The 26952-nt window shown below is 58.7% G+C and carries 24 protein-coding genes; 14 read left to right on the top strand and 10 right to left on the bottom strand.

The annotated features are described in order from the left end of the window. The first annotated feature begins 125 nt into the window (after positions 1–125). From NTD81_RS01505 to NTD81_RS01490, 4 genes are all read left to right on the top strand, one after another. Entirely contained in the window at positions 126–2720 is a 2595-nt protein-coding gene (locus NTD81_RS01505) for a glycosyltransferase (RefSeq protein WP_262178723.1), read from the top strand. A 91-nt stretch (positions 2721–2811) separates the two neighbouring features. After that, a complete protein-coding gene (gene dapE, locus NTD81_RS01500; RefSeq protein WP_262178721.1) occupies positions 2812–3966 on the top strand; it encodes a succinyl-diaminopimelate desuccinylase in 1155 nt (384 codons plus the stop codon). After that, positions 3963–4769, top strand: coding sequence for a putative RNA methyltransferase (locus NTD81_RS01495; protein ID WP_262178719.1), 807 nt, complete (start codon positions 3963–3965; stop codon positions 4767–4769). Before dapE ends, NTD81_RS01495 begins: the two co-directional genes overlap by 4 nt. A gap of 2 nt (positions 4770–4771) precedes the next feature. Continuing rightward, a complete protein-coding gene (locus NTD81_RS01490) occupies positions 4772–5143 on the top strand; it encodes a hypothetical protein (RefSeq protein ID WP_262178717.1) in 372 nt (123 codons plus the stop codon). Positions 5144–5229: 86 nt separating this feature from the next. Here NTD81_RS01490 and fadD1 read toward each other — a convergent pair whose 3' ends face one another. Both fadD1 and fadD2 read right to left on the bottom strand, forming a co-directional pair. Further along, positions 5230–6918: a long-chain-fatty-acid--CoA ligase FadD1 gene (gene fadD1 / locus NTD81_RS01485; RefSeq protein WP_262178714.1), complete on the bottom strand. Its 1689-nt coding sequence runs from the start codon at positions 6916–6918 to the stop codon at positions 5230–5232. 241 nt (positions 6919–7159) lie between these two features. After that, positions 7160–8848, bottom strand: a complete 1689-nt coding sequence (gene fadD2 / locus NTD81_RS01480; protein WP_262178712.1) for a long-chain-fatty-acid--CoA ligase FadD2 — start codon at positions 8846–8848, stop codon at positions 7160–7162. 228 nt (positions 8849–9076) lie between these two features. On the opposite strand from fadD2, the gene NTD81_RS01475 reads away from it, so the two are divergent. The 3 genes from NTD81_RS01475 to NTD81_RS01465 all read left to right on the top strand — a co-directional run bounded on the left by NTD81_RS01475 (position 9077) and on the right by NTD81_RS01465 (position 11169). Continuing rightward, the gene (locus tag NTD81_RS01475) at positions 9077–10042 is read left to right on the top strand and encodes an alpha/beta hydrolase (RefSeq protein WP_262178710.1); all 966 of its coding nucleotides are present in this window, start codon (positions 9077–9079) and stop codon (positions 10040–10042) included. Then, positions 10039–10509, top strand: a complete 471-nt coding sequence (locus NTD81_RS01470; protein WP_262178708.1) for a MaoC family dehydratase — start codon at positions 10039–10041, stop codon at positions 10507–10509. Before NTD81_RS01475 ends, NTD81_RS01470 begins: the two co-directional genes overlap by 4 nt. Positions 10510–10662: 153 nt before the next feature. Continuing rightward, on the top strand, positions 10663–11169 hold the full coding sequence (locus NTD81_RS01465; protein ID WP_262178706.1) for a DUF1993 family protein: 507 nt from the start codon (positions 10663–10665) through the stop codon (positions 11167–11169). Positions 11170–11172: 3 nt separating this feature from the next. Here NTD81_RS01465 and NTD81_RS01460 read toward each other — a convergent pair whose 3' ends face one another. Further along, complete coding sequence (locus tag NTD81_RS01460) at positions 11173–12162, bottom strand: alpha/beta fold hydrolase (protein ID WP_262178704.1); 990 nt, start codon at positions 12160–12162, stop codon at positions 11173–11175. Between the two features lie 157 nt (positions 12163–12319). Continuing rightward, positions 12320–14608, bottom strand: a complete 2289-nt coding sequence (gene metE / locus NTD81_RS01455; protein WP_262178701.1) for a 5-methyltetrahydropteroyltriglutamate--homocysteine S-methyltransferase — start codon at positions 14606–14608, stop codon at positions 12320–12322. A 175-nt stretch (positions 14609–14783) separates the two neighbouring features. On the opposite strand from metE, the gene metR reads away from it, so the two are divergent. Next, on the top strand, positions 14784–15716 hold the full coding sequence (gene metR / locus NTD81_RS01450; RefSeq protein WP_262178699.1) for a transcriptional regulator MetR: 933 nt from the start codon (positions 14784–14786) through the stop codon (positions 15714–15716). Here metR and NTD81_RS01445 read toward each other — a convergent pair. From NTD81_RS01445 to NTD81_RS01435, 3 genes are all read right to left on the bottom strand, one after another. Continuing rightward, positions 15699–16385 carry a class I SAM-dependent methyltransferase gene (locus tag NTD81_RS01445; RefSeq protein ID WP_262178697.1) on the bottom strand — a complete coding sequence of 229 codons (687 nt, stop codon included), beginning with the start codon at positions 16383–16385 and terminating at the stop codon, positions 15699–15701. The genes metR and NTD81_RS01445 overlap by 18 nt on opposite strands. A gap of 143 nt (positions 16386–16528) precedes the next feature. Continuing rightward, on the bottom strand, positions 16529–17356 hold the full coding sequence (gene cheR / locus NTD81_RS01440) for a protein-glutamate O-methyltransferase CheR (RefSeq protein WP_262178695.1): 828 nt from the start codon (positions 17354–17356) through the stop codon (positions 16529–16531). A 43-nt stretch (positions 17357–17399) separates the two neighbouring features. Next, positions 17400–18332 carry a chemotaxis protein CheV gene (locus NTD81_RS01435; RefSeq protein WP_262178692.1) on the bottom strand — a complete coding sequence of 311 codons (933 nt, stop codon included), beginning with the start codon at positions 18330–18332 and terminating at the stop codon, positions 17400–17402. A 73-nt stretch (positions 18333–18405) separates the two neighbouring features. Here NTD81_RS01435 and flgA point away from each other — a divergent pair, with 73 nt between their 5' ends. The 4 genes from flgA to NTD81_RS01415 all read left to right on the top strand — a co-directional run bounded on the left by flgA (position 18406) and on the right by NTD81_RS01415 (position 21032). Further along, entirely contained in the window at positions 18406–19164 is a 759-nt protein-coding gene (gene flgA / locus NTD81_RS01430; protein WP_262178690.1) for a flagellar basal body P-ring formation chaperone FlgA, read from the top strand. A 155-nt stretch (positions 19165–19319) separates the two neighbouring features. After that, positions 19320–19664 carry a flagellar biosynthesis anti-sigma factor FlgM gene (flgM, locus tag NTD81_RS01425; RefSeq protein ID WP_262178688.1) on the top strand — a complete coding sequence of 115 codons (345 nt, stop codon included), beginning with the start codon at positions 19320–19322 and terminating at the stop codon, positions 19662–19664. 86 nt (positions 19665–19750) lie between these two features. Beyond that, positions 19751–20218, top strand: coding sequence for a flagella synthesis protein FlgN (locus NTD81_RS01420; protein WP_262178686.1), 468 nt, complete (start codon positions 19751–19753; stop codon positions 20216–20218). Positions 20219–20282: 64 nt separating this feature from the next. Beyond that, positions 20283–21032 (top strand): flagellar brake protein, encoded by a 750-nt coding sequence (locus tag NTD81_RS01415; protein WP_262178684.1) that lies wholly within the window; start codon positions 20283–20285, stop codon positions 21030–21032. Positions 21033–21055: 23 nt separating this feature from the next. Here the strand turns inward: NTD81_RS01415 and NTD81_RS01410 are convergent, their stop codons facing one another. Both NTD81_RS01410 and NTD81_RS01405 read right to left on the bottom strand, forming a co-directional pair. Next, positions 21056–22369 carry an MFS transporter gene (locus NTD81_RS01410; protein ID WP_410017112.1) on the bottom strand — a complete coding sequence of 438 codons (1314 nt, stop codon included), beginning with the start codon at positions 22367–22369 and terminating at the stop codon, positions 21056–21058. A gap of 54 nt (positions 22370–22423) precedes the next feature. Continuing rightward, positions 22424–23767, bottom strand: coding sequence for a glutamine synthetase family protein (locus NTD81_RS01405; RefSeq protein WP_262178681.1), 1344 nt, complete (start codon positions 23765–23767; stop codon positions 22424–22426). Positions 23768–24102: 335 nt separating this feature from the next. On the opposite strand from NTD81_RS01405, the gene NTD81_RS01400 reads away from it, so the two are divergent. After that, positions 24103–24690 (top strand): phage infection protein, encoded by a 588-nt coding sequence (locus NTD81_RS01400; protein WP_262178679.1) that lies wholly within the window; start codon positions 24103–24105, stop codon positions 24688–24690. Positions 24691–24735: 45 nt separating this feature from the next. Here the strand turns inward: NTD81_RS01400 and NTD81_RS01395 are convergent, their stop codons facing one another. After that, positions 24736–25389, bottom strand: a complete 654-nt coding sequence (locus NTD81_RS01395; RefSeq protein ID WP_262178677.1) for a YceH family protein — start codon at positions 25387–25389, stop codon at positions 24736–24738. A 262-nt stretch (positions 25390–25651) separates the two neighbouring features. Here NTD81_RS01395 and sstT point away from each other — a divergent pair, with 262 nt between their 5' ends. Then, on the top strand, positions 25652–26872 hold the full coding sequence (gene sstT / locus NTD81_RS01390; protein WP_262178675.1) for a serine/threonine transporter SstT: 1221 nt from the start codon (positions 25652–25654) through the stop codon (positions 26870–26872). The last annotated feature ends 80 nt before the right edge of the window (positions 26873–26952 follow it).

Genomic DNA, 26952 nt, shown 5'->3' with positions numbered 1-26952 from the left:
ACTGGGGCTCTAGAAAGTCCCAGCCAATGCCCGCAGTACGGGCTATACAGCCCTATGCTGGCGGCGTAGCATGCGCCAGCCAAAGATTGTGCCCTTTTCGCCCCTGTGCGCTGGACCTGCTCACTATGCCTTCGCGTAAGTTTGGACTTAACCTTGTAGTTTTCCTGGCGATTGCCGCTTTGTTTATCGGCATCTGGGCGCTGTATAACCGCCCCGTCAGTGCCCCGGACTGGCCGGAACAAATTTCCGGTTTCTCCTTTTCGCCGTTTCGCGCAGGCCAAGACCCGCAGCAGAACACTTACCCCAGCGACGCACAAATGCGCTCCGACTTGGAGTTGCTCAGCCAGCATACCGATAACATCCGCACCTATTCGGTGGACGGCGCGCTCGGCAACATCCCTTATCTGGCTGAGGAATTCGGCCTGCGCGTGACCCTGGGCATCTGGATCAGCCCGGACCTGGAGCGCAACGAGCGGGAAATCGCCAAGGCCATCGCCATTGCCAACGACTCGCGCAGCGTCGTGCGGGTGGTGGTGGGTAACGAAGCACTGTTCCGTACAGAGGTCACCCCTGAAGAACTGATCGCCTATATCGACCGCGTACGCGCGGCAGTCAAAGTGCCGGTCACCACCTCGGAGCAGTGGCACATCTGGCAAGCCCACCCGGAGCTGGCGGAGCACACGGACCTGATCGCCGCCCACGTACTGCCCTACTGGGAGTTCATACCGATGGAGGACGCCACCGACTTCGTCCTCGATCGCGCCAAAGACCTGAAAAAACTCTTCCCGAAAAAACCGCTGCTGCTGTCCGAGGTGGGCTGGCCGAGCAACGGGCGTATGCGTGGCGGCGCCGATGCCTCGCAAGCGGATCAAGCCATCTACCTGCGCACCCTGGTGAATAAACTCAACCGCCGGGGCTACAACTACTTCGTCATCGAGGCCTTCGACCAACCGTGGAAGGCCAGTGACGAAGGTTCGGTGGGCGCCTATTGGGGCGTATACAACCTCGAACGCCAGCCGAAATTTCCCTTCAGCGGCCCGGTGGTGGCCATCCCTGAATGGCGCACCCTGGCCATTGCCTCGGTGGTACTGGCGCTGCTCAGCCTGACCTTGCTGCTGATTGACGGCAGCTCGCTGCGTCAGCGTGGCCGCACCTTCCTTACCTTGGTCGCCTTCGCTGGCGGTACTGCGCTGGTATGGATCGGCTACGACTACAGCCAGCAGTACAGCAACTGGTTCAGCACCTTGGTCGGCGTGCTCTTGGGCATTGGCGCCCTGGGCGTGTTTATTGTGCTGCTCACTGAAGCCCACGAGCTGGCCGAGACCGTCTGGGTCCGCGCCCGACGCCGGCCCTTCCAGCCGGTTGAGGCCGACAGCGCCTACCGGCCCAAAGTATCGATCCATGTGCCCTGCTACAACGAGCCGCCGGAGATGGTCAAACAGACCCTCGACGCCCTGGCTGCGCTGGATTATCCCGATTACGAAGTGATCATCATCGACAACAACACCAAGGACCCCGCCGTCTGGGAGCCGGTGCAGGCTTATTGCGAGCAGCTGGGCCCGCGTTTCCGCTTCTTCCATAAAGCGCCGCTGCATGGCTTTAAGGGCGGTGCGCTGAACTACATCCTGCCGTTCACGGCCGAGGATGCCGAGGTCGTGGCGGTGATCGACTCGGATTACTGCGTCGATAAAAACTGGCTCAAACACATGGTGCCGCACTTCAGCGATCCGAAAATCGCCGTGGTGCAGTCGCCGCAGGATTACCGCGACGGCGACGAAAGCGCCTTCAAGAAGCTCTGCTACGCCGAATACAAAGGCTTCTTCCATATCGGCATGGTTACCCGTAACGACCGCGATGCGATCATCCAGCACGGCACCATGACCATGATCCGCCGCAGCGTGATGGACGAGCTGAAGTGGGCCGACTGGACCATCTGTGAAGACGCAGAACTGGGCCTGCGCGTGTTTGAGAAAGGCTACAGCGCCGCCTATGCCCACCAAAGCTTTGGGCGCGGGCTGATGCCAGACACCTTTATCGACTACAAAAAACAGCGCTTCCGCTGGGCCTACGGCGCCATTCAGATCATGAAAGGCCACGCCCGCAGCCTGTTTATGGGCAAAGAAAGCAAGCTGACCACCGGCCAGCGCTACCACTTTATTGCCGGCTGGCTGCCATGGGTGGCGGATGGCTTGAACATCTTCTTCACCGTCGGCGCCCTGCTCTGGTCGGCGGCGATGATCATCGTGCCGCAGCGGGTTGATCCACCGCTGATGATCTTCGCCATTCCGCCCCTGGCGCTGTTCTTCTTCAAGCTGGGCAAGATCCTCTTCTTGTACCGCAAGGCCATGGGCGTGGATTTGGTGCGTTCCTTCCAGGCCGCCATCGCGGGTTTGGCGCTGTCGCACACCATCGCCAAAGCGGTGTTGTACGGCACCTTCACCAAAACCATTCCGTTCTTCCGCACGCCGAAAATGGCCAGCAACCACGGCATCATGGTGGCCTTGGCGGAAGCCCGCGAAGAGGTGTTCGTGATGCTTCTGCTGTGGGGCGCGGCGCTGGGAATCTGCGTCACCCAAGGCCTGCAAAGTGCTGACGAGAAGTTCTGGGTAGCCATGCTGCTGGTGCAGTCGCTGCCTTATCTGGCGGCCTTGCTGATGGCCTTGCTGTCGTCCTTGCCAGCGCCACAAGCCAGCGCCAAAACAGAGCCTAGCGCGAGCTAAAGCGCGGTGTGCAGCAGCGATCCGGCGGCCAATGGCCGCCGTTTTGCTTTAAGATGGCGGCCTTTCTGCTTGATGCCGTCCCGGAGCCACCATGACCGTCACCACCACGCCCCTTTCACCCACGCTGCAGCTGGCCTGCGAGCTGATCCGGCGCCCATCTGTCACCCCGTTGGATGAAGGCTGTCAGGAGCTGATGACGCGCCGTCTGGCTGCCTGTGGGTTTGCCATCGAGCCGATGCGTATTAACGACGTGGATAACTTCTGGGCCAGCCATGGTGAACAAGACGGTCCCGTGCTGTGCTTCGCCGGGCACACCGACGTGGTGCCTACCGGGCCGGTACACAGCTGGCAGCATCAGCCGTTCGACGCCCTGATCGACAGCGACGGCATGCTCTGTGGGCGCGGCGCGGCGGATATGAAAGGCAGCCTGGCGTCGATGATCATCGCCGTCGAGCGCTTCGTCGCGGACTACCCCAAGCACAAGGGGCGCATCACCTTCTTAATCACCAGCGACGAAGAAGGCCCGGCCGAGCACGGCACCAAGGCCGTGGTCGAGCGTCTGCGCGCACGCAATGAGCGTCTCGACTGGTGCATCGTCGGTGAGCCGTCGAGCACCACCCTGGTCGGTGATGTGGTGAAAAACGGCCGCCGCGGCTCCTTGGGCTTCACCCTCACGGTGCGCGGCAAACAAGGTCACGTGGCTTACCCGCACTTGGCCCGCAACCCGATCCATCTGGCGGCGGCGGCGCTGGCTGAGCTGGCCGGCGAGCATTGGGATGACGGCAATGACTTCTTCCCACCGACCAGCTTCCAGATCTCCAACCTGAATGCTGGCACTGGCGCCACCAACGTCATCCCCGGTGAGCTGACGGCGGTCTGTAACTTCCGTTTCTCCACCGAATCGACCGTTGAAGGCCTGCAACAACGGGTGAACGCCATCCTCGATAAACATGCCTTGGACTACAGCATCGACTGGGCCCTGTCTGGCCTGCCGTTCCTCACTGAGCCGGGCGCCCTGCTCGACGCCGTGGCCGCCAGCATCAAGCAGATCACTGGCCGCGACACGCAACCCTCGACCAGCGGCGGCACCTCCGACGGACGCTTTATCGCCACCCTCGGCACCCAAGTGGTAGAGCTGGGCCCAGTCAACGCGACGATCCACCAGATCGACGAGCGCGTGCTGGCCAGCGATCTCGATGTGCTCAGCGATATCTACTACCAAACCTTGGTCAAATTGCTCGCATGAGTCTTACCTGCCCCATTTGCCAGGCGCCGCTGCAAGCCGTCGACAACGGCGTCGCCTGCCCGGCCAATCACCGCTTCGACCGCGCGCGCCAGGGTTACCTCAACCTGCTGCCGGTGCAGCACAAAAACAGCCGCGACCCTGGCGACAACGCCGCCATGGTCGAAGCGCGCCGGCGGTTTCTCGACGGTGGCCACTACGCACCGCTGGCCAGACGCTTAGCTGAGCTGGCGGCCAGCTACCAGCCGCAACAGTGGTTGGATATCGGCTGCGGCGAAGGCTATTACACCGCGCAGTTGGCCGATCATCTGCCGCACGCGCAAGGCTATGCTCTGGATATCTCCCGCGAGGCGGTGAAGCGCGCCTGCAAACGGGCGCCGCAGTTAGAGTGGTTAGTCGCCAGCATGGCGCGGGTACCGTTGGCCGATGCCAGCTGTCAGTTACTGGCCAGCGTGTTCAGCCCGTTGGATTGGCAAGAAGCTAAGCGCCTGCTCGCCCCCGGCGGCGGTTTACTGCGGATGGGGCCAACCCGCGAGCACCTGATGCAACTACGCCAGAAGCTGTATGACGAAGTACGCGACTATGATGATCAAAAGCACTTGGAGCTGATCCCTGCCGGCATGCGTTTAGCCCACAGCGAAACCCTCAGCTTTGACTTGCACCTGGACAGCAGCCAGGCCCGCGCTGACTTGCTGGCCATGACCCCGCACGGCTGGCGCGCCAGCGCTGAGCGACGTGAGGCCGTGATTGCGCAGCCCTGCACCGTGACTGTGGCCATCCGTTATGACTGGATCGAGAGACTTTAACCATGCGCCAACCAGACATTGAGATTTACCTGAAAGACGCCGATCACCTCGCCGTGGTGCAGTGGCTCAGCCAAGCGCTGGGTGAATGCTCGCCGTGGCAGCAAAAAGGCCAGACTTACAAATGCCGCGCCGGCACTGTGCCAGTCACCTGGCTGCCCAACGCCGTGGGCAAGTGGCACAGCCTGTTCCTGGAAAGCGATGCCACCCCTTGGGCCGACGACCGCGCCTGCGCCGAAGCAGCCTTTGCTGCGCTCCAGGTAGAAGTGCGCTGCGCCCCTGGCGGTTGGCTGGAAGAAGAAAGCGACGAGCAAGCGGATCGCTGGCTGCGCATCAGCAGCGACGGGGTGGAAGAAATCACCTGGCGGACCAGCTAAGCCTGCGCTGCACTCCAGCACGCCCCTGTTCGGCAGCAGCAGCCAATAAAAAACCCGCCTAGGCGGGTTTTTTAATCACGGCGCGTTTACTTCTTGCCGAGTTTTTTCAGCTCTTCATCGCGCAGCTCACGCCGCAGAATCTTGCCGACGTTGGTGGTCGGCAACACGTCGCGGAACTCCACGGCCTTAGGCATTTTGTAGCCGGTGACGTTGCTGCGCATATGCTCCATCACCTGCTCTTTGCTTAGGGTCGCGCCCGGCTTGACCACCACAAAGACCTTGATCGCTTCACCCGACTTCTCGTCGGGGATACCGATGGCCGCGCACTGCAACACGCCCGGCAAGGTGGCCAATACATCTTCCAACTCGTTGGGGTAGACGTTAAAGCCCGACACCAGAATCATGTCTTTCTTGCGGTCGACGATGCGCATGTAACCGTCGTCCTGGATCACTGCGATATCGCCGGTTTTCAGCCAGCCGTCAGCGTCGATCACTTCATCGGTGGCTTCCTGGCGCTGCCAGTAGCCCTTCATCACTTGCGGGCCTTTGATGCACAGCTCGCCGATGGAGCCGATCGGCTGCTCCACGCCGGCATCGTCGACTACCTTGCACAGGGTCGAAGGCAGCGGGATACCGATGGTGCCGATCTGGATATTGCCAAACGGGTTAACCGAGGCCACCGGGCTGGTTTCGGTCATGCCGTAGCCTTCGCTGATGGCGCAGCCCGTCACTTGATGCCAGCGCTCCGCCGTGGCCAGTTGCAGGGCCATGCCGCCGGAGAACGTCGCCTTCAGGCTGGAGAAGTCCAGCTTGCGGAACTCCTCGTTATTGCACAGGGCCACGAACAGGGTGTTAAGCCCGACAAAACCGGTGAAGCGGAACTTGACCAACTCTTTAACGGTGGCCGGCAGATCACGGGGGTTGGTGATCAGCACGTTGTGCCCGCCGACCAACATCATGGCCATGCAATGGAAGGTAAAGGCATAGATGTGATACAGCGGCAGCGGTGCGATCAGCACCTCTTCGCCTTCGCTCATGCCAGCGCCCATCAGCCCCTGCACTTGCAGCATGTTGGCGATCAGGTTGCGGTGGGTCAGCATCGCGCCTTTAGCCACCCCAGTGGTGCCGCCGGTGTATTGCAGCACGGCAACGTCGCCACTCTCTGGCGCCACTTCGCGCACTGCGTGGGCACGGCCTTGGGCCAGCGCACTCGTGAGCTTGATGGCTTGCGGCAGGTGATAGGCCGGCACCATCTTCTTCACATACTTAACCACGCTGTTAACCAGCAGGCGCTTAAGCGGTGGCAGCAGATCGCCGACTTCCGTGATGATCACGGTTTTGATCGAGGTCTTAGGCAGGACTTGTTCAGACAGGTGCGCCATGTTGGCCAGGCTGACCAAGGCTTTGGCACCGGAGTCATTGAACTGATGTTCCATTTCCCGAGCGGTATACAGGGGGTTGGTGTTAACCACCACCAGGCCGGCGCGCAGAGCACCGAAGACCACCACGGGGTATTGCAGAACGTTGGGCAGTTGCACGGCAATGCGATCGCCAGGTTGCAGATCAGTGTTGTTCTGCAAATAAGCAGCAAAATGCCCGGATAATTCGTACAGCTCGCCGTAGCTAATGGTCTTGCCCATATTGCTGAAGGCTGGCTTGTTGGCAAAGCGCTGGCAGGATTGTTTCAGTACCGCCTGAATATTTGGATACTGGTCGGGATTGATCTCGGCAGCGACCCCAACTGGATACTTATCCTTCCAAAAATTTTCGATCATGGAAGCCCATTCCTCAGCAACTGCTTGATCTTCACCGCGCGTATAACGGCTGTTTATTGTAGATTCGCGTGATTTTTTACTGCTAAAGCAGCAAAAAAGTTGGCCGAGAGTAGCAGCTTTGCCAAACAGCGACCAGCACCAATACACGCCGAAAGAGTCACAAAAGTGACCGGACTCAATTTTCCGGTCACCTTTGTAATCTACTCATCAAGCACCTTGCAACAGGCTCTACCAGTGGGGATCAGGCGATATCGCGCAGCTCGCGGCGCAGAATCTTGCCCACCGGGGTCATCGGCAAGCTTTCGCGGATGACAATTTGTTTGGGGACTTTATAGCCGGTGAAGTTCTCCTTGCAGAAGGCTTTGATCTCCTCAACGGTCAGGCTGCTGTCGCGAGCCACTACAAACAGCTTCACCACCTCCCCCGAATGCTCGTCCGGCACACCGATGGCGGCGCAGGCAGCAACCTTCGGATGGGACATCAGCACATCCTCAATTTCATTGGGATACACGTTGAAGCCGGAGACGATGATCATGTCTTTTTTACGGTCGACGATGCGCACAAAACCATCGGGATCGATCACCGCAATATCACCGGTTTTAAACCAACCTTCAGCGTCGAGCACCTCGGCGGTGGCTTCCGGGCGATTCCAGTAACCCTTCATCACTTGCGGGCCTTTGATGCACAGCTCGCCGCGCTCGCCAAAAGGCTGCTCAACGCCGTCATCATCAATCACTTTAAACGCCGTGCCCGGCATCGGGATGCCGACAGTGCCCAGACGAGCAGCATCGCCGTAAGGGTTGGCGCTGGCCACTGGCGAAGTTTCAGTCAGGCCATAGCCTTCGACGATGGTGCAGCCAGTGATGCTTTTCCAACGCTCGGCAGTGGCTTTAACCAAGGCCGTGCCGCCGGAGTTGGTCAGTTTGAGTTTGGAGAAATCTAGGTTCTTAAACTCAGGGTGATCCATCAACGCCACAAACAGAGTGTTAAGGCCCAGCAAGCCAGAGAACTGCCACTTGCTCAGTTCTTTAACAAAGCCGGCGATGTCCCGGGGGTTGGTGATCAGCACGTTGTGGTTGCCGTTAACCATCATGCACATGCAGTTCGCGGTAAAGGCATAGATATGGTAGAGCGGCAGCGGCGCGATCATCACTTCCTGGCCCTGCTTGAGCAGCGGCAAGCCATCATCGCCCTGCTGCGCCATACAGGCATCGACCTGCAGCATATTGGCGACCAAGTTGCCGTGGGTGAGCATGGCGCCCTTGGCCACCCCAGTGGTGCCGCCTGTGTACTGCAACACGGCAACATCATCCAAATTCAGCGCGACCGATTTAAGACCATGGCCACGACCTTGCTTGAGCGCCTGTTTAAAGGGCACCGCTTGCGGCAAGTGATAAGCCGGCACCATCTTCTTCACTTTGCTGACCACGGTGTTGACCAGCCAGCCCTTAAGGCTCGGCTGCAAGTCGCCCATCTTGGCTTCGATCAGGTACTCGATATCGGTATCTGGCAGTACGTCCTGCACCAGCTTGCCGAACATATTCAGGTACACCAGAGCACGCACGCCGGCATCTTTAAACTGATGGCGCATCTCGCGGGCGGTATACAGCGGGTTGGTGTTAACCACCACCAGGCCTGCGCGCATGGCGCCAAACACCGCAATCGGGTATTGCAGGACGTTGGGCATCTGCACTGCGATGCGCTCGCCGGGCTTGAGATCGGTGTGCTTTTGCAGATAGCCGGCGAAGGCCGCCGACAACCGATCCAACTCAGCGTAGGTCAGAGTCACCCCCATATTGCTAAAAGCTGGGCGGTCGGCAAATCGTTTGCAGGAACGTTCAAACACTTCCACGACTGAGCGGTAGGTCGTCAGGTCGATGGTCGCAGGTACGCCTGCGGGGCGTTTATCATTCCAGAATTCAGGCTGCATTATTTTTATCCTCTAAACCCTGAGACAGTCCTATCCGCCACGCGGAGTTATTGGAAAAGTACCAGCTAACGCCAAGCAGGCAAATAGTTGGGGCGTTGGATTGATGAGCTGAATCTTACCGACTGCTCAGTGCCTATTACCGCGAGCGCATAACGCCAGCATCCCAGGCTTTGCACCAGCGCAAGGGAGAGGCACAATGCTGCAACTGTGCTGGGTTAAGGACATATCATGCGCCACCAAGCCTACTGGCTCGACTGCACCGATGCAGAGCCGCTCTACCTCAATCGCTGGGAGCCAGAGCAGGCGCCCAACGCGGTGGTGATGCTGGCCCACGGCATGGCCGAGCACAGCGGCCGTTACGCACGCCTGGCGGCGCAGCTGAGTGACGCCGGCATCGCCCTGTACGCCCATGACCAGCGCGGCCACGGGCAGACCGCCCAGCAACACGGGGTTCTCGGTCACTACGCCAACCACGATGGCTGGCAGCGGGTGGTCGATGACCTCGGCGTGCTTAATCACCATATCCGCCAGAACCATCCGCAAACACCGATCTTTCTCCTCGGCCACAGCATGGGCAGCTATATCAGCATGGCCTACCTGATGCACCGCAGTTGCAGCGTGCAAGGTGCGGTGTTGTCCGGCTCCAACTATCAGCCGGTGAGCCTGTACCGCGCAGGCCAGTGGCTGGCACGCTTCGAACGCTGGCGCCAGGGGCCGTTGGGACGTAGTGCACTGATCGAGTTCGCCTCGTTCGGCTCCTTCAATAAAGCCTTTAAACCCAACCGTACGGCCTTTGATTGGCTAAGCCGCGACCCCGTTGAAGTCGACCGCTATATCAGCGATCCGTTGTGCGGCCAGCGCTGTACCAATCAACTGTGGATTGATCTGCTCGGCGGCTTGCAACAGATCACCCCGGTGCAGCACTTGGCGCAGATCGACAACAGCTTGCCGCTGCTGGTGATCGGCGGCAGCTGTGACCCGGTCAGTAACGGCCAGCGTCAGCATGATCTAGCAGCAGCGCTGCGTGAGGCCGGACTGCGCAACGTCCAGATCACGATTTACCCGGATGCCCGTCACGAAGTGTTTAATGAGACCAATCGCGATGTGGTCAGCCGCGACCTGATCGGCTGGTTAGCGCAAGCCCAGAGTTTGCCGCGCCAGCCTGCACACCCTAGTCAAGAGAGTCATTCATGAGCCAATCCAGCAATACGCCCTACGACGCCCTCGAAGTCGGCCAGAAGGCCAACTACAGCAAGACCGTAACCGAGCGCGATATTCAGCTGTTTGCTGAAGTTTCCGGCGACCATAACCCCGTGCACCTGGACGCTGAATACGCCGCCACCACCATGTTCAAAGAGCGTATCGCCCACGGTATGTTTAGCGGCGCCTTGATCAGCGCGGCAGTGGCTTGTGAGCTGCCTGGCCCAGGCACCATTTATATCGGCCAGACCATGCGCTTCACCGCGCCAGTCAAGCTTGGCGACACCCTCACCGTGCGCTTGGAGATTCTGGAAAAACTGCCGAAATTCCGCGTACGCGTGGCCACTCGCGTGTTCAACCAGAACGACGAGCTGGTGGTCGATGGCGAAGCGGAAATCCTCGCCCCGCGTAAACAGCAAACCGTTGAACTGACCCAACTGCCACCGATCACCATCGGTTAAGTCGCAGGCTGGCCCGCCGTCATGGCGGGTCTTGGCGCCATCATGCAGATTAGGCTCAAGCGTCTAATCTGCAGGCGCACAGCCCAGTCGCCTCGCCCACCTGCCGTGCAACAGCGGCGCCATCACCCTCACCCACGTTTACCGGAGAAAGCCATGTCGCTGTCCATGTCCCAAGCTTCCAGCGCCGTATTCACCCGCCAACTGACTAACCTGTCAGCGGTATTGGCCATCGGCGCGGCCCATGCGCAAGAAAAGAACATCGCGGAAAGTGTGTTTCTGCAAGCGCGCCTGGCGCCCGATATGTTCCCGCTGATTCGTCAGGTACAAATCGCTTGCGACACCGCGAAAAACGGCGCAGCCCTGCTCGCAGGTGTCGACGCCCCAGCGGTGGCCGACGATGAAAGCAGCTTTGCCCAACTGCAAGAACGCATCGCCAACACCCTGAGCTATATCCAAGGTCTGGACAGCGCGCAGATTGATAGCAGCGCCACGCGCACCGTGACACTCAAGCGCCGCGACAAAGAAACCCACTTCGAGGGTCAGGCGTTCCTGCTTGATCACGTACTGCCTAACCTGTTCTTCCACTTCACCACCGCTTACGACATCCTGCGTCACAACGGCGTTAACGTCGGCAAACGCGACTTCCTCGGCACCCGCTAAGGCTCACAGCCGCGCCCATTGCGGATCACTGCGATGGGCGCGCAGATAGGGCAACACGGCGGCCAACAAAGGCTCCTTAAACGCCTCTTGAAAACGGTGGGCAAGGCCTGGAATCAGCTTCAGCTGACTGCCCTGGATATGCGCCGCCACATGCACACCATGCATCACCGGCAGCAACGGATCAGCCGTACCATGAACCACCAAGGTGGGCACATGCAGACGGTTGAGCATCTGCACCCGACTCGGCTCGGCCAAAATCGCCAACAACTGGCGCTGTACCCCTTCTGGATTAAACGCCCGGTCATAGGCGATTTGCGCCTGCTGCAACAGCGCCTGGCGATCGTCTTGCACCTTGGGGCTGCCCAAGGCGGCGAGTAAATCGGCTTGTTGCTGCAACGCCGCCTCACGATTGGGCGCCTCGCGCCGGGCCAACAGCTGCAGCAAATGGCTGTCAGGGGCCGGCAAACCCTGAGCGCCAGAGCTGGTCATAACCAAGGTCAGGCTTTGCACCCGCTCTGGAGCTAAGTCCGCCAGATGCTGGGCGATCATGCCACCCATGCTGGCCCCCAACACATGAAAGCGCGGTACGCCTAAGGCGTCCATCAGATGCAGGGCATCGCCGGCCATCTCGCGCAAACTGTACGGTGCATCCACCCGGATACCGAGCTTATAGCGCAGCACTTCCAGCGTTAGATTGCGCGAGCCCGGCGCCTTGGCCCAAGTGCTTAGGCCAACATCGCGGTTATCGAAGCGAATCACCCGAAAGCCCTGCTGACACAGGCTTTGCACCACTTCATCCGGCCAATGAATGAGCTGTCCGCCTAACCCCATGATCAGTAGCAACGCAGGATCGGAGCGGCGGCCGATGCTTTGGTAGGCCAACTTAACAGCGCCGACATCGGCAAATTGGGTGGCGGTTTGCACGTCGCAGCGTGGCGCGGCAAACACAGAAAAAGCGCTCATCAGACTGATGAGTAAAAGCACGAATCGCATGGCTATACCCTGTAGCGGTACAGCTCAGCGCGGCACCTTGGAAGGCGGCGATTGTGCAAAGTTGCGGGCAAGCGCGCTGCCACAGTTGCGTGACAATTTGATGAAACTCGCCCAGCGGTAGGAAAGCAGCCCCATCACGGATGGGGCTGCTGTTTGCTTAGTGCAGCTCGCTGCGTAACTGGCGCGCAGCGGCCACCATATTGACCAGCGCCGCTTCGGTCTCTGCCCAGCCACGGGTTTTCAAACCGCAGTCGGGGTTGACCCACAAACGCTCGGGCGCAATGCGCTTGGCAGCTTTGCGCAGCAATTGCGCCATTTCGTCACTGTTTGGCACCCGTGGCGAGTGGATGTCATAGACGCCAGGGCCAATGTCATTGGGATAGGCAAAGACCTTGAAGGCTTCCAGCAACTCCATGTCCGAACGCGAGGTTTCAATGGTGATGACATCGGCGTCCATGGCCGCGATGGACTCGATCACGTCGTTGAATTCGCTGTAGCACATGTGGGTGTGGATCTGGGTTTGATCCGCCACACCACTGGCGCACAGACGAAACGCTTCGGTGGCCCAGTGCAGATACGCCTGCCACTGCGCCTTGCGCAGCGGCAAGCCTTCGCGGAATGCGGCTTCGTCGATCTGGATGATTTTGATCCCCGCTGCCTCTAAGTCCACCACCTCATCCCGAATAGCCAAGGCCAGTTGCCGGGCCTGCTGCTCACGGGAAATATCGTCGCGCGGGAAGGACCACATCAGCATGGTCACCGGGCCAGTCAGCATGCCCTTCATGACTTTGCTGGTGAGCCCCTGGGCATAGCGAATCCACTCCACGGTCATGGCCTGGGAGCGGCTCAAGTCGCCATAAATCACCGCAGGTTTTACACAGCGCGAACCATAGCTCTGCACCCAACCGAAGCGGGTAAACAAATAGCCATCCATTTGCTCGGCGAAGTACTCGACCATGTCGTTACGCTCAGCTTCACCGTGGACTAATACATCCAAGCCCAGCTTCTCTTGAATGTTCACGGCGTGGCGGATTTCGCTGTGCATGGCTTCGGTGTACTCGGCCACCGACAGCTTGCCGGCTTTAAAGGCTTGCCGGGCCAAACGAATCGCGCTGGTCTGCGGGAACGAGCCGATGGTGGTGGTGGGCAATGCCGGCAACTGCAAGCGCTCGCGCTGCTGCTCGATGCGCGCAACAAAGGGCGACTGGCGCTGGCTGTCAGCAGCTGTGATGGCGGCCAAACGCGCCTGCACCGCGGGCTTGTGAATACGCGGCGATTGTTTACGACTCGCCTGGGCCACGCGACTGGCATGCAAGGCGGCCTGCACCTGAGGGTTATGCGGATCATTCAGAGCGGTGGTCAGCAGCGCCACTTCCGCACATTTCTGCACGGCAAACGCCAGCCAGCTTTTTAATTCGGCATCCAGCTGATCTTCGCGTTGCAAATCCACCGGGCTGTGCAACAGCGAGCAGCTCGGCGCCACCCACAGGCGCTCGCCTAAACGCTGTTGGGCTTGCTGCAGAATCGTCAGTGCCTGCTCGAGATCGGTACGCCACACGTTACGTCCGTTGACCACCCCCAAGGACAGCACTTTATAAGCCGGCAAGCGATCGAGAATACTGGGGAACTGCTCTGGAGCGCGGACCAAGTCGATATGCAGACCGTCCACCGGCAGCCCGGCGGCCAAACCGAGGTTGTCTTCAAGACCGGAGAAATAAGTGGCGATCAGCTTCTTCAAAGGATCACGCTGCAGCAGGTTGTAGGCACGCTCAAAAGCGCTTTTCCACTGCTGCGGCAAATCTAGGCCGAGGATCGGTTCATCGATCTGCACCCACTCCACTCCCTGACTCGCCAGACGCTGGAAGATTTCGCCATACAGCGGCAGTAGACGATCGAGCAGCTGCAGGCGGTCAAACTCGGCGCCCTTCACCTTGCCCAACCACAGATAAGTCAGCGGGCCAATCAACACCGGCTTGACCTGATAGCCCAGGGCCAAGGCCTCATCAACCTCTTCAAAGAGTTGCTCCCAGCTCAGCTTGAACTGCTGATCCTGGCTGAATTCCGGGACCAGATAGTGGTAGTTAGTATCAAACCACTTGGTCATCTCTTGGGCATGGGCACCACCACAGCAACTGTGGCTGACACCACGCGCCATGGCGAACAGGGTGTCCAGCGTTGGCTTGCCATCTGGGGTACGGAAGCGCTCGGGGATCACCCCGAAACTCAGCGAGTGGCCCAGCACTTGGTCGTACCAAGCGAAGTCCCCCACCGGCAATAACTCAATCCCGGCCTCGCGCTGCACTTGCCAATGCTTGGCACGCAACTGCCGGCCAACTTCACGCAGGCCCGCCTCGTTAAGTTCGCCCTTCCAATAAGCCTCAAGGGCTTTCTTCAATTCGCGGTCACGACCAATACGCGGGAAACCTAGGTTATGGGACAGGGCCATCAGCATTCACTCACATCGATACAAAAGATGGCGCCATTGTCGGCACCGTCTCTTAGTGAGACAAACTCAACATATTCGCATTCATCTATAATTTTGCTCATGTTAGCCATAGGCGGCATAATGCCCCCCACCAGCCTGCACCGCTAACGCGTAGCGCCGTGCCATTGAGGACACCATGCTCGAATTACGCCACCTAAAAACCCTCCACGCCCTGCGCGAAAGCGCCAGCTTGGTCGACGCCGCCGAACGCCTGCACCTGACGCAATCGGCGCTGTCGCACCAGTTCAAGGAGCTGGAAGAACGCTTGGGTATGCAGTTGTTTGTGCGTAAAACCAAACCGGTGCGTTTCACCAGTGCCGGCCTGCGCCTGCTGCAGTTATCCGACAGCGTGTTGCCGCTGCTGCGCAGTGCCGAGCGCGATATCGCGCGCTTAGCCGGTGGCACTGCCGGCCGCCTGCATATGGCGATCGAATGCCACAGCTGCTTCCAATGGCTGATGCCGACCATCGACCAGTTCCGCGACGCCTGGCCGGAAGTCGAGCTGGACTTGGCCTCAGGCTTCTCCTTCGCCCCGCTGCCCGCCCTGGCCCGTGGCGACCTGGATTTGGTGGTCACCTCAGACCCCGTCGAACTCGCCGGCATCACCTATGTGCCGCTGTTTACCTATGAAGCCATGCTGGCGGTGGCCAATCAGCATGCACTGGCGAACAAGGCCTATATCAAACCGGAAGATCTGGCACCTGAAACCCTGATCACCTACCCGGTTGAACGTGATCGCCTGGATATCTTCACCCGCTTCCTGGAGCCTGCCGATATTGAACCGGCGCAGGTGCGCACCTCAGAGCTGACGGTGATGATGATGCAATTGGTGGCCAGCGGTCGCGGCGTCTGCGGCCTGCCCAACTGGGCGCTGCATGAATACAGCTCGCGTGGTTACGTGACCGCCAAGCGCTTGGGGGAAAAAGGCTTGTTCGCCACCCTGTATGCCGGGGTGCGCACCGATATGCTGGATGCGCCGTTCATGCGCGACTTCCTGCTGACCGCCAAAGACACCTCCTTCGCCAACCTCGAAGGTGTCAGCGTGGCGCGCTTAAGCCTGGCGCTCTGAACTGAGCAGCAATAGCAGCGATACCGGCTGCTCACTCTCGGGATGCAGGGGCTCTTGCAACCACTGCAAGCGCCAGCCGGTTTCACTAAATAGCGCCAGCCATGACTCAAGGGTGCGGAAGAACCAAGGCATCGGCTGGGCGAAGCCTTCACCAAAACCGGCAAAGGTTTCCACTCGCCAACCATCACGGTAGCTGGCGTCATTGCAGGCACGCCATGGATGCAGGGTTTGAATCAGCAAGCGGCCGTCACGGGCGAGCAGTTGATGCAGCACTTCTAAGGTCGGCGCCAGTGGTTCTTCAAGCAGGGCGAAGTTGCACACCAGCACATCGAAGAGGCCCAGCTGCGCCGCTTGCTCGGGCAACTCGGCATAACCACAGACGCGGTACTGAGCGCCGCCAGCGGCTTTCTTCGCCACCGCAATCAGCGGCTCCGAAGCATCAACACCAACAGCTTCAATGCCGTGCTCGATCAGCCCCCGGCACAGCCAACCTTCGCCACAGCCCAAGTCCAACACCCGCTTGGGCTCCAAGGCCAAGATCGCCTGGACGATAGCGGCATCGGTGACCAAACGCCGGCTTTCAATGCGCTGCTCGCGCACAGCCGCCGTCCAAGCATCGGCATTAGCCTGCCAACTGAGGTTGAGTTGCTCTCTGTGATCACGCTGCATAAGTCACCTGCCAGGGATTACTTGCCCACGCAGTCTACCAGCCACAACCGCTGCACCAGCACCCTTGGTCTTATAACCGGCCAGTGCGGACGCCAGATAAGACAACGGGAGGCACTGCCTCCCGTGGTGATCCTGGGCTGAGGTTATTTCGCCTTGTAGATAATCCCAGGGCTGCACTGCACCATCTGATAATGGTTAGGCAGGCCATTGAGGGCTTCCGAAGCGCCGAGGAACAAGTAGCCACCCGGCTTCAGCATGGCGTGAATACGCGTGAGGATGTCCTTCTTCACTTCTGCCGAGAAGTAGATCAGCACGTTACGGCAGAACACCACATCAAACTTGCCGAGGCTGGCGTAGCTATCGAGCAAGTTCAGTGGACGAAACTCAATGCGGCTGCGGATCGCCGGTTTAACCACCCAACGCCCCGGCCCTTTCGGGTCGAAGTAACGCTGCAAACGCTCAGGCGACAAGCCTCGACCCATGGCCAGGCTGTCGTATTCACCGGAGCGGCAGTTGAGCAACATCGATGGCGACAAGTCGGTGGCCACGATCTGCACCCCGGCTTTGAGTTGACCAATATTGGTCCTCTCAAACTCATCGATGGTCATCGACAACGAATAGGGTTCCTGGCCAGAGGAGCAAGCCGCCGACCAGATGCGCAAGCGCTGGCCGGGATTAGCTTTGATCATTTCCGGCAGGACCCGGTTTTTCAGCACTTCAAACGGATAGGAGTCACGAAACCACAGGGTTTCGTTGGTGGTCATGGCATCCACCACCTGCTCACGCAGACCACTACGGGGCTGGTTCTGCATGCGCTGCACCAGCTCACCAAGGGTCTTGATTTGGTTTTGCTCCATCAGTTTATTCAGGCGACTGGACACCAAATACTGCTTGTTGCTGCCAAGCAGAATGCCGCAGGCCTTCTCCAAAAAGATCCGGAACTGCTCGAAATCCAAATTACCTGTAGACACTCGCGAAGCCTCAACAAACATATATTTAACTGAGATCGACGCCTCAGTCCCCTGCCGCCAAATTGATGCGGTCAGCTACCCGTGCCGCTAAGTCGTCGGGGCGGAACTTGGCGAGAAAATCGTCAGCACCTACTTTCTTCACCATCGCCTGGTTAAACACGCCCGACAACGAAGTATGCAGGATGATGTGCAATTTTTGCATGCGTGGATCGGATCGGATCTCCGCCGTCAGGGTGTAACCATCCATCTCTGGCATCTCGATGTCCGAGATCAGCATGAGGAATTCCTCCGCTGGGTTTTTCCCCTCTTCGACCATTGCTTTCAGGTATTCCAAGGCTTGGCGGCCATCGTTGAGCGCCACCACCTCCACCCCAACAGTTTCTAAGCAGCGAGTCACTTGCTTACGCGCCACCGAGGAATCGTCACAGGTCAGCACCCGCTTGCTGATCGCCCGGGCTTGCGTCTCAGGCGTCAGCACGCCCTCAGAAATCACTTCTGAAGTCGGCGCCACCTCGGCGAGGATTTTCTCCACGTCGATAATCTCAACCATCTGTTCATCCAGATGGGTCACCGCAGTCAGATAATGATCGCGGCCTGTGCCCTTGGGTGGCGGATGGATCGACTCCCAATTCATGTTGACGATGCGCTCCACCGAGTGCACCAGAAAGCCCTGAACCTTAGTGTTGTACTCCGTGATGATCACGAAGCTGTTGTCGATATTGCTCAGCGGCCGGTTACCGGTGGCCATCGACAAATCAAGAATCGGAATGGTGCCGCCACGGATGTTGGCAACACCACGCACGACGGGGCTGGATTTGGGCATGATGGTGAGCTTGGGGCACTGCAGCACCTCCTTCACCTTAAACACGTTGATCCCATAAAGTTGTCTGCTATTCAAACGAAAGAGCAGCAATTCCAAACGATTCTGGCCAACCAACTGAGTTCGTTGGTTAACCGAATCCATCACACCGGCCATGCCCAAACTCCTTATTTGAGTAACAGAATGCTGTCAGCGTAGCAGGCGGCACGCGCCTTGCTATTCGAACCGCATGAAAACTGAAATGACAACTTACTGTCGCAGAGTAGCAGAGTGCCTGCATTGCTTAGCAGTTATTGCTATCTGGATATTTCTCGACCTAAATAATCTGGCACGCGCCGAAACCACGCGGCCTGCCGACCTTATCGGCGCTGGCGAGACTTTTCTTGAGCAAGCCGTGACTGAATTTTTACAGCGCAGTGACATCGATGGACGCCATGAGGTGCAAATCAACCGCCTTGATCCGCGCTTACGCCTGCCGCTGTGCCCGCAACCTTTGACCACCACCTTGGAAAATCCCAAAGAACCACTGGGCCGGGTAACGCTACGGGTGCGCTGTGAGGGCGACGCCCCGTGGACGGTGTTCGTGCCGGGGCAGGTCAAGCTGTATCGCCAAGTCGTCATCGCCGCCCGCCCACTCAAACGCGACAGTTTGCTGACGGAGCAGGATATAGTCATGGCCGAACGCGATGTCGGCCTGCTCAATCAGGGTTACCTGAGCGCTGCGGAACAAGCCGTAGGCAAAAAATTGACGCGCCCCCTGCAACCCAATCAAGTACTGGGGCCAATTCACGTGCAGTTGGCCGAAGCCATTCGTAAGGGCGACCATGTGGTAATCAGCGCGCGTAGCGGCACTATTAACGTACGCATGCCCGGTGAGGCGCTGTCGGATGGGGTGCCAGGCAAGCAGATCAGCGTGCGCAACCTGCGCTCCGGTCGGGTGATCCGCGCGCAGGTCACCGGCCCGGGACAAGTCGAAGTAGCAATGTAGGCACGATTCTTGTTTAATTTGCTCCAAACTACGGGCAATGCGCTTTATAGCCAGTATTTAGACTGCAAAGTGATACCGATTATTTTGTCCTAAAGTTTTCTAGGGCAGTGCCGACAAGCTAGGCAAGCGTCCAAATACTGTTCGAGGTTTACATCATGGTTAATGACATCAATCGGCTTAACAGCGCCACTACCCCAGTTAAACCTGGGCGCGCTGGCAACACCCCAGTGGGTGGCCAGAATGACGTCGGCACCAACAAAGCCGACAGCACTGCGCAGTCGGCCTCAGCGCAAACACAAGCCCCCAGCAAGGCGGGTGAGTCGGTTCAACTGAGCCCACAAGCACAGCAACTGCAAAAGGCCAGTGAGAAATTGCGCGATCAACCTGTAGTCAATGAAGAGCGCGTCGCCCAGCTCAAGCAAGCGATTGCCGACGGCAGTTATCAGGTCGACAGCCAACGCGTCGCCAGCAAACTGCTTAATTTCGAATCCCAGCGCTAGGCCCCGGGCTGCGCTGGGGGTGTTGGACGCCCAGCAGCTTATTCAGCGCCTGCCGCGAATAACCTGTGACCCCCGAAGAGCCCACCATGCACGATACTCAGCTGCTTGAATTATTCACCCAGGATATCGGCAGTGCCGAACAGTTACTTGAGCTGATTGAGACCGAGTTCCAGGCCCTCAACGCTCGTGATCTGAGCGAACTGCAAAGCATCCTGAGCGCCAAGATCCCCCTGCTCGCCCTGCTCGAACAACACGGCAAGCTGCGCAGCCAACTGCTCGCTAAGCTCAACCTGAGTGCAGACCGCGACGGTATTTGCGCATTGGCGGCGCAATCCAGCCTCGGCGAGCAACTGCTCGAAGCCGCGGATCAGTTGCACAACTTATTAGAGCAGTGCCAGAGCGCCAATCTGCGTAATGGTCGCCTGATTCGCACCGGCCAAAGCTCAACCAGCAGCATGCTCAACATTTTGCGCGGCAGCGAACTCCCCTCGCTCTATGACAGTACTGGCACAAAGGCTAAAATCGGCCAGCAGCGGCCGCTGAGCCAAGCGTAATAACTACAAAGGCTGATCCAGCCACCACTCTAGTGTCATTGCATTCGCTGGGAGAGTATCGGACGTGTCGAGTCCTTTTAATCAGGAAGATGGGCCGCAACCGCCAAAACTGCTGAAGGCACCCGTTGAAATCGTGGCCAACCTGCGTTTATTGCAACAGCACCATGACCCCTTAGTTATCAGCTTTGAAGGACGCAGCCAGCGCTTTCAGAGCTTTGTCATTGAGGTCGACCGCGACAAAGCCCTAGTCACCCTCGATGAACTGGTCCCCGCTGAAGGCGAGCGCTATCTACTGAACGGCGAGACCTTCAACGCTGAGGCCTTCCATGAAGGCGTACGCATTGCCTGGAAAAGCAGCCAGAGCATCCAGGCCACCGAGCAAGATGGCGCGCGCTGCTATTTAAGTAGCCTGCCCAGCGAGATGATCTACCACCAGCGCCGCAGCGCCTATCGTGCGGCGCTGAAGCTGTCTGAGCTGATCAATGTGGATCTGGCCGACGACAAGCTGAAAAAAAACCTCAGCGGGCAATTACTGGATATCTCCGCTACCGGCTGCAAATTGCGCTTCAGCGGGGATCTCAGCGACAGCCTCAGCGCTGGACAGTTATTTGCCAGCCTTACCGCTAAGTTTCCGTTTGGGCCGATGATTACTGCCGTGGAAATTCGTCATGTGCACTATGAGGAAAAGGTCAAAATGACCTTTGTCGGCGCCCGCTTTGACAACATCAACGGCCAGGCCCAGCGCGCCGTGGAACGGTTTGTTTACCAACTGCAACGTGAAGCTCGCCGCCTAGAAGGCGAAGGTCTGTTCTAACCCCGCCAACAGCCTTTAACGAATTAAAGGCTGTCCTTGTTCACGCTCTGCTGCGCCTCGGTAGTTGATACTTGCGGCTCATCCGCCTCACTGGCTGGCTCTGCTGGATCGTCCACACGCGGGTCCAAGGCCGCTGCCAATGGCGAACTGGCGGTGCTATCCGGGGTATGAATATGCTGCAGCGGCGCATCTTCCACCTGATGCAGGTGGGTCACGCGCTCTGGCCGCACCCTCACCACCAAAATCAACGCACAGGCACAGGCGAACACATACAGCATGTTGGCGCCGAACAAGCGCATCAACACCCCGGCTAACAACGGCCCGATACAGGCCCCAACACCGAAGGTCACCAGCAACATCGCCGTCAGCGACATCCGCCGCTCGGCCTCCACATGGTCGTTAGCCAAAGCCACTGCCAGTGGGTAAAGGCTGAACTGCATCAGGCTAAGCACAAAGCCGACGATCAACAGCAAGGTTAGGTTGGCTTGCGGCAATAGCGCCAGGGGCAGCGCGGCCACTGCCAGCAAGGCGGCGCAGCCACGGATCAAACACACCCGATCATAGCGATCAGATAACCAGCCCAGCGGCCACTGCACCAGCAAACCGGCCAGGATGCAGCAGCCCATAAAGATCCCCACCTGCTCCGTGGAGAGTTGCATGCGCGATGCATATAGAGGTGCCAGGCCGTAGAACGCGCCGATCAACAAACCGGCCACGGCAATAGTGGTCAGTGACAACGGCACGCGCTGCAGAAAAAAACGCAGCTCTAAAGGGGCTGGCTGCAACGGTGCCGGGTGCATCTTGTGGGTCAAGGCCAACGGCACTAAACACAGGGCAAAGCACAGGGCGACCAACATCAGCAGCTCCGGCCCCAACCCTGGATGCACCACCAGCACCAGTTGGCCAAGGATCAAACCCAGATAGGAAGCCCCCATATAACCGGCAAACACCCGGCCACGCTGGGACTTTTCCGCCTGCTCGTTAAGCCAGCTCTCGATGACCATGTATTGGCACATCATGCCCAACCCCACCAGCACCCGTAGCAACAACCAGGCAGGCAGCCAGTCCGTCAGCCCGTGGCCGAGCACGGCGGCGCCAACCACACCAGCGCAAGCCGCATAAGCGCGAATATGGCCAACCCGGGCGATCAAGCGGTGGCCCACCTTGCCACCCAACACGAGGCCGAAGTAGTTGGCCGCCATCAAGGCGCCGACCCACAAGCCATCAGCCGACTGCGCCAAGCGCAAGGCCTGGTAAGTACCCAGCAGGCCGGAGCCAAGTAGCATCAGGACAGTGGCGAAATACAACGACTTAAACGACTTGAGGATTAACGACATGGCGATAGGCAAACTCGACAAGGGATAGCCGCGCCTGCGCCCGGCTATCAAGTTCTAGACGTAGGCCGCCAGCACACGACGCTCCCACGGAGTGATTTCATCATAGAAGTTAGCAAGCTCTAACGACTTGGTGGCCAGATAACCGTCGATGAACTCCTGACCCAGCAACTGCGGTGCCAAACTGCTGTGCTTCAGGCGTTGCAAGGCATCATGCATGGTGCACGGCAACAGCAGCTCATCCGGCACGACGAACTCGCCTTGCAGCGGTGCACTGGGCTGCAACTGCTGTTCAATACCGTGCAGACCAGCCGCCAGACTCGCCGCCAAAATCAAATAGGGGTTGGCGTCAGCCCCAGCCACCCGGTTCTCCACACGCCGCGCCGCCGGCGCACTGGCGGGAATACGCAAACCAGCCGAGCGATTGTCCTCCGACCAGCAAGCATTATTCGGCGAGGCAAAGGGCTGGCAGAGTCGCTGATAAGAATTCACATGGGGCGCATACAAAGCGGTTAAGTCCGCCAGCGCCGCCTGCTGCCCGGCAATAAACTGGAAGAACGGCGCACTGGCGCGACCATCGGCGGTGGTGAAAATATTCTTGCCAGAGCCCTGCTCCACCACACTTTGATGGATATGCATGGAGCTGCCCGGGGTGTGAGCCAAGGGCTTGGCCATAAACACCACGTTGAGGCCATGCTTAAGGCCGACTTCGCGCAGCAGGTGTTTAAACAGCAGAGTCTGATCCGCCAGTAACAGTGGGTCGCCGTGCCAGAGGTTGATCTCGTACTGACTGACGCCCATCTCATGCATAAAGGTGTCGCGGGGCAAACCTAACGCCGCCATACAGCGATAGACCTCGTCGAAGAACGGTCGCAGGCCATTCGCCGAGCCCACACTAAACGCCCCACCACCCTCCTCACGGCGGCCATCCAGACTCAGCGGTGGCTGAAACGGCCGCAGCGGATCGGGGTTGTGCGCCAGCACAAAGAACTCCAGCTCGGTGGCTACCACCGGCTGCCAGCCATGGGCGGCATAGCGCGCAATCACTTGTTTGAGCAGCCCTCGGCTGGACAAGCCACTGCTGCTGCCATCGAATTCATTGGCATCGCAAATAGCTAAGGCGCGCGGCGTATCGCTCCAAGGCAGCAGATGGATTTGCGCCGGGTCAGGTACCAAGGCCAAGTCACTGTCGTCACTGCCGTAGAACTGCGCCGGTGGATAGCCGCCCATGATGCACTGCAGCAGCACACCCTGGGCCAACTGCAGGCGACGCCCTTCGGCAAAACCCTCCAAGGTCATCACCTTGCCTCGCGGCACGCCATTTAAATCCGGAGTGACGCACTCAACCTCAACCACACCGCTTAAGCGTTGCGTCAAAGCCGCTCGATCCCATGCACCCATAAATGCTGTCCTTATTGTTCTAGACGTCCGCGCGAGGCGGCTGGCATACAACATACGCAACAGCTGTTCGATATTTCAAGCAGTCAATTAGGGCCTGAAAGCCTTGAATCAACGATTAACATCGAAAAAATCGATTTAATGGATTAGCCAACAACATAGGTAAAAGTCTTTTACAAAATATGAAAATATAACTTAACTAATTGTTTTATAAGGGTGAAATTCAACTATTAAAACTATCGATAACAGCCATAAAGAAAGCAAGCTATCTAATCAAATTAATACAAGTATCATTGCCCTCGTAGCCACTTTTTACCGCCCTCACGAGGAGCCTGATCATGAAAAAGCAAATTCTTACCGCAGTGATCCTGGGTAGTTTGTCCATTAGTGCTTTCGCCGTACCTAGCAGCAGCCCAGAAGTTTTGTTGGGCGAATTCCAAGATAGCAGCCGCTCTTCCTTGGTTAATTCCGCTGTCCTGCTGCAGGCTGAGGGCGGTTCTGATCGTCTGATCGAACGGCAAAACAAACGTATGCAAGTCGCTGCTGGCGGCGGTTCGGGTCGTTTGATCGAACGCGAGCAAAAACGTGTACGCGTTGCCGAAGGTGGTTCTGATCGCCTGATCGAACGCCAACAAAAACGCGTACAAGTTGCCGAAGGTGGTTCTGATCGTCTGATCGAACGTCAACAAAAACGCGTACAAGTTGCCGAAGGCGGTTCTGATCGTCTGATCGAACGCCACAGCAAAGCTGTACAGGTTGCCGAAGGCGGTTCCGACCGCTTGATCGAGCGCCACAGCGATGCAGTCAAAGTAGCCGAAGGTGGCGCTGAGCGTTTGATCGAACGTCAAAACCAACGCATGCAGGTTGCTGAAGGTGGCTCCGATCGTCTGATCCAACGCCACACACGTGATACTCGCCTCAGCTAATTCTGCTGAAAGCTCCAGCCTACGCCTGAGCACCCACAGGGTGCTTTAGGCGTTAAAGAGCCCCTCAAGTTGTTCTAGGCGCTGCTCAAGCTCTGCCACCCGCGCTTCCAGTGCGGCGATACGTCCCTCCTCCCCCTTTACTTCTTGCGCTGCTGGCGCGTCGTCTGCAGTCGACCAAGCCTGGCTCTCGACCTCCCCCGCTAAACAATGCCCATAGCGCTCTTCACGCTGCCCGCTTTGACGCGGCAATAACACCACCAATCCGCGACTGCTTAAGCGCTCCAGATGGTGCTGGACCTGGGCCACATCATCAAACTCATACAGACGCGCACTGCGGCTGAGCAATTCATTGAGTGTCTGCCCACCGCGCAGCAGTAACAGCCCCAGCAAGGCGGTCTGCGCCGTAACCAGCTCAAGGGCTTTGTCGGCCCGCTGTTCCCAGCGATCAGCCCGGCTGCCCATCTGCAAGCGCGCCAACTGCTGCTCTTCTAATGCCTTCAAAGCTTGGCTGACTTGTCCCGCACTGAGGTTGAGCACCGGCTCGCGGCTGGTCTTTTGGTTGCACGCCAGCAGCAAGGCGTTGAGCGTCAGCGGATACGCTTCCGGGGTGGTGAGCTGCTTTTCGATCAAGCAACCCAGCACTCGCACCTCATTCTGACTCAGGCATGGCGTGACGGTTACAGCGAGTGACGACGACATAACGAACTCCTTAGGTGATCAGGCTCAGCCTAGCCCGCCGGATGTGCTGCGGACTAGGTGGAGCAACCAATAATCAGCTGACCACCCCGACGGCGCGGTGCCAGGCGTGCTCTGTGATAAAGTTCCCGGCTACTTTTACCTAAGCCCGCCATCGGTCCGGTGAAAATTTATTTTGCAAACCAGCATCCTTACCGCCAAGCCGTGGGCTTGGCAGGTTTACAAGAGATCGCAGAGTTGCCCACCCATTCTTAGAGAATCAGGTATGACCATTGCCCATAACCCGCTGCTAAAGCTCATTAATGGCACCAGCCTCGTCGTGCAAATCTTGATCGGCCTTATTGCCGGTATTGCCCTGGCTGTCTTGCTACCTGATGCAGCGGCCAGCGCCAGCTTACTCGGCACGGTGTTTGTGTCAGCGCTTAAAGCCGTCGCGCCAGTGCTGGTATTCGTCTTGGTGGCTGCGTCGATCGCCAACCACCAACAAGGCCAAGAAACCCAAATTAAGCCCATTCTGCTGCTGTACCTGATCGGGACCTTTAGCGCCGCGCTCATTGGCGTAATGGCCAGCTTTGCCTTCCCATCCAGCCTGACCCTCACGGCCTCCACTGCTGAGCTGTCACCGCCCGGCGGCATCGCCGAGGTGCTTAAAGCTCTGCTGATGAACGTGGTGGATAACCCGGTCAACGCCCTGCTGACCGGCAACTTTATTGGCATTCTGGCTTGGGCCGTGGCTCTGGGTTTTGCCTTCCGCCATGCCAACCCTACTAGCAAACAACTGCTGTCGGATCTGTCGGATGGCGTCACCAGCATCGTGCGCTTGGTCATTCGCCTGGCGCCGCTGGGCGTATTTGGCCTAGTGGCGGCGACTTTGGCCGAAGCGGGCATCGGTGCCTTGGTTGATTACCTGCACCTGCTGTTGGTCTTGGTTGGCTGCATGCTGTTTGTCGCGCTGGTGGTTAACCCACTGATCGTGTGGAGCAAGATTCGTCGCAACCCTTATCCGCTGGTACTGACCTGCCTGCGTGAAAGCGGCATCACCGCCTTTTTCACCCGCAGCTCGGCGGCGAACATTCCGGTCAACCTGCAACTCAGTGAGCGTCTGGGCCTGCACGAAGAAACCTATTCGGTATCGATCCCCCTGGGCGCGACCATCAACATGGCCGGTGCGGCTATCACTATCAGCGTGCTGACCCTGGCGGCGGTGAATACCCTGAATATCCCGGTGGACTTGCCCACTGCGCTGCTGCTCAGTGTGCTGGCCTCGATCTGTGCCTGCGGCGCCTCTGGCGTTGCCGGTGGCTCGCTGCTGCTGATCCCCTTGGCGTGCAGCCTGTTCGGTATCCCTAACGAGATCGCCATGCAGGTGGTCGCGGTGGGCTTCATCATCGGTATCGTGCAGGACTCGGCAGAAACCGCCCTGAACTCCTCCACTGACGTGCTGTTTACCGCAGCGGCCTGCATGGCCAAGGACGCGCGCGGTTAATCCCCCCTGCGCTTACGCTTGGCTATTAACCCAAGCGTAAGCGCTTTGCTGCTCCCAGACGCTGCACGGCGTTTAACTCA

This window comes from Pseudomonas sp. 5P_3.1_Bac2, from assembly GCF_025465995.1.
In the GTDB taxonomy this organism is placed as follows: Bacteria; Pseudomonadota; Gammaproteobacteria; order Pseudomonadales; family Pseudomonadaceae; genus Aquipseudomonas.
This window is presented reverse-complemented; position numbering and strand designations above follow the sequence as displayed.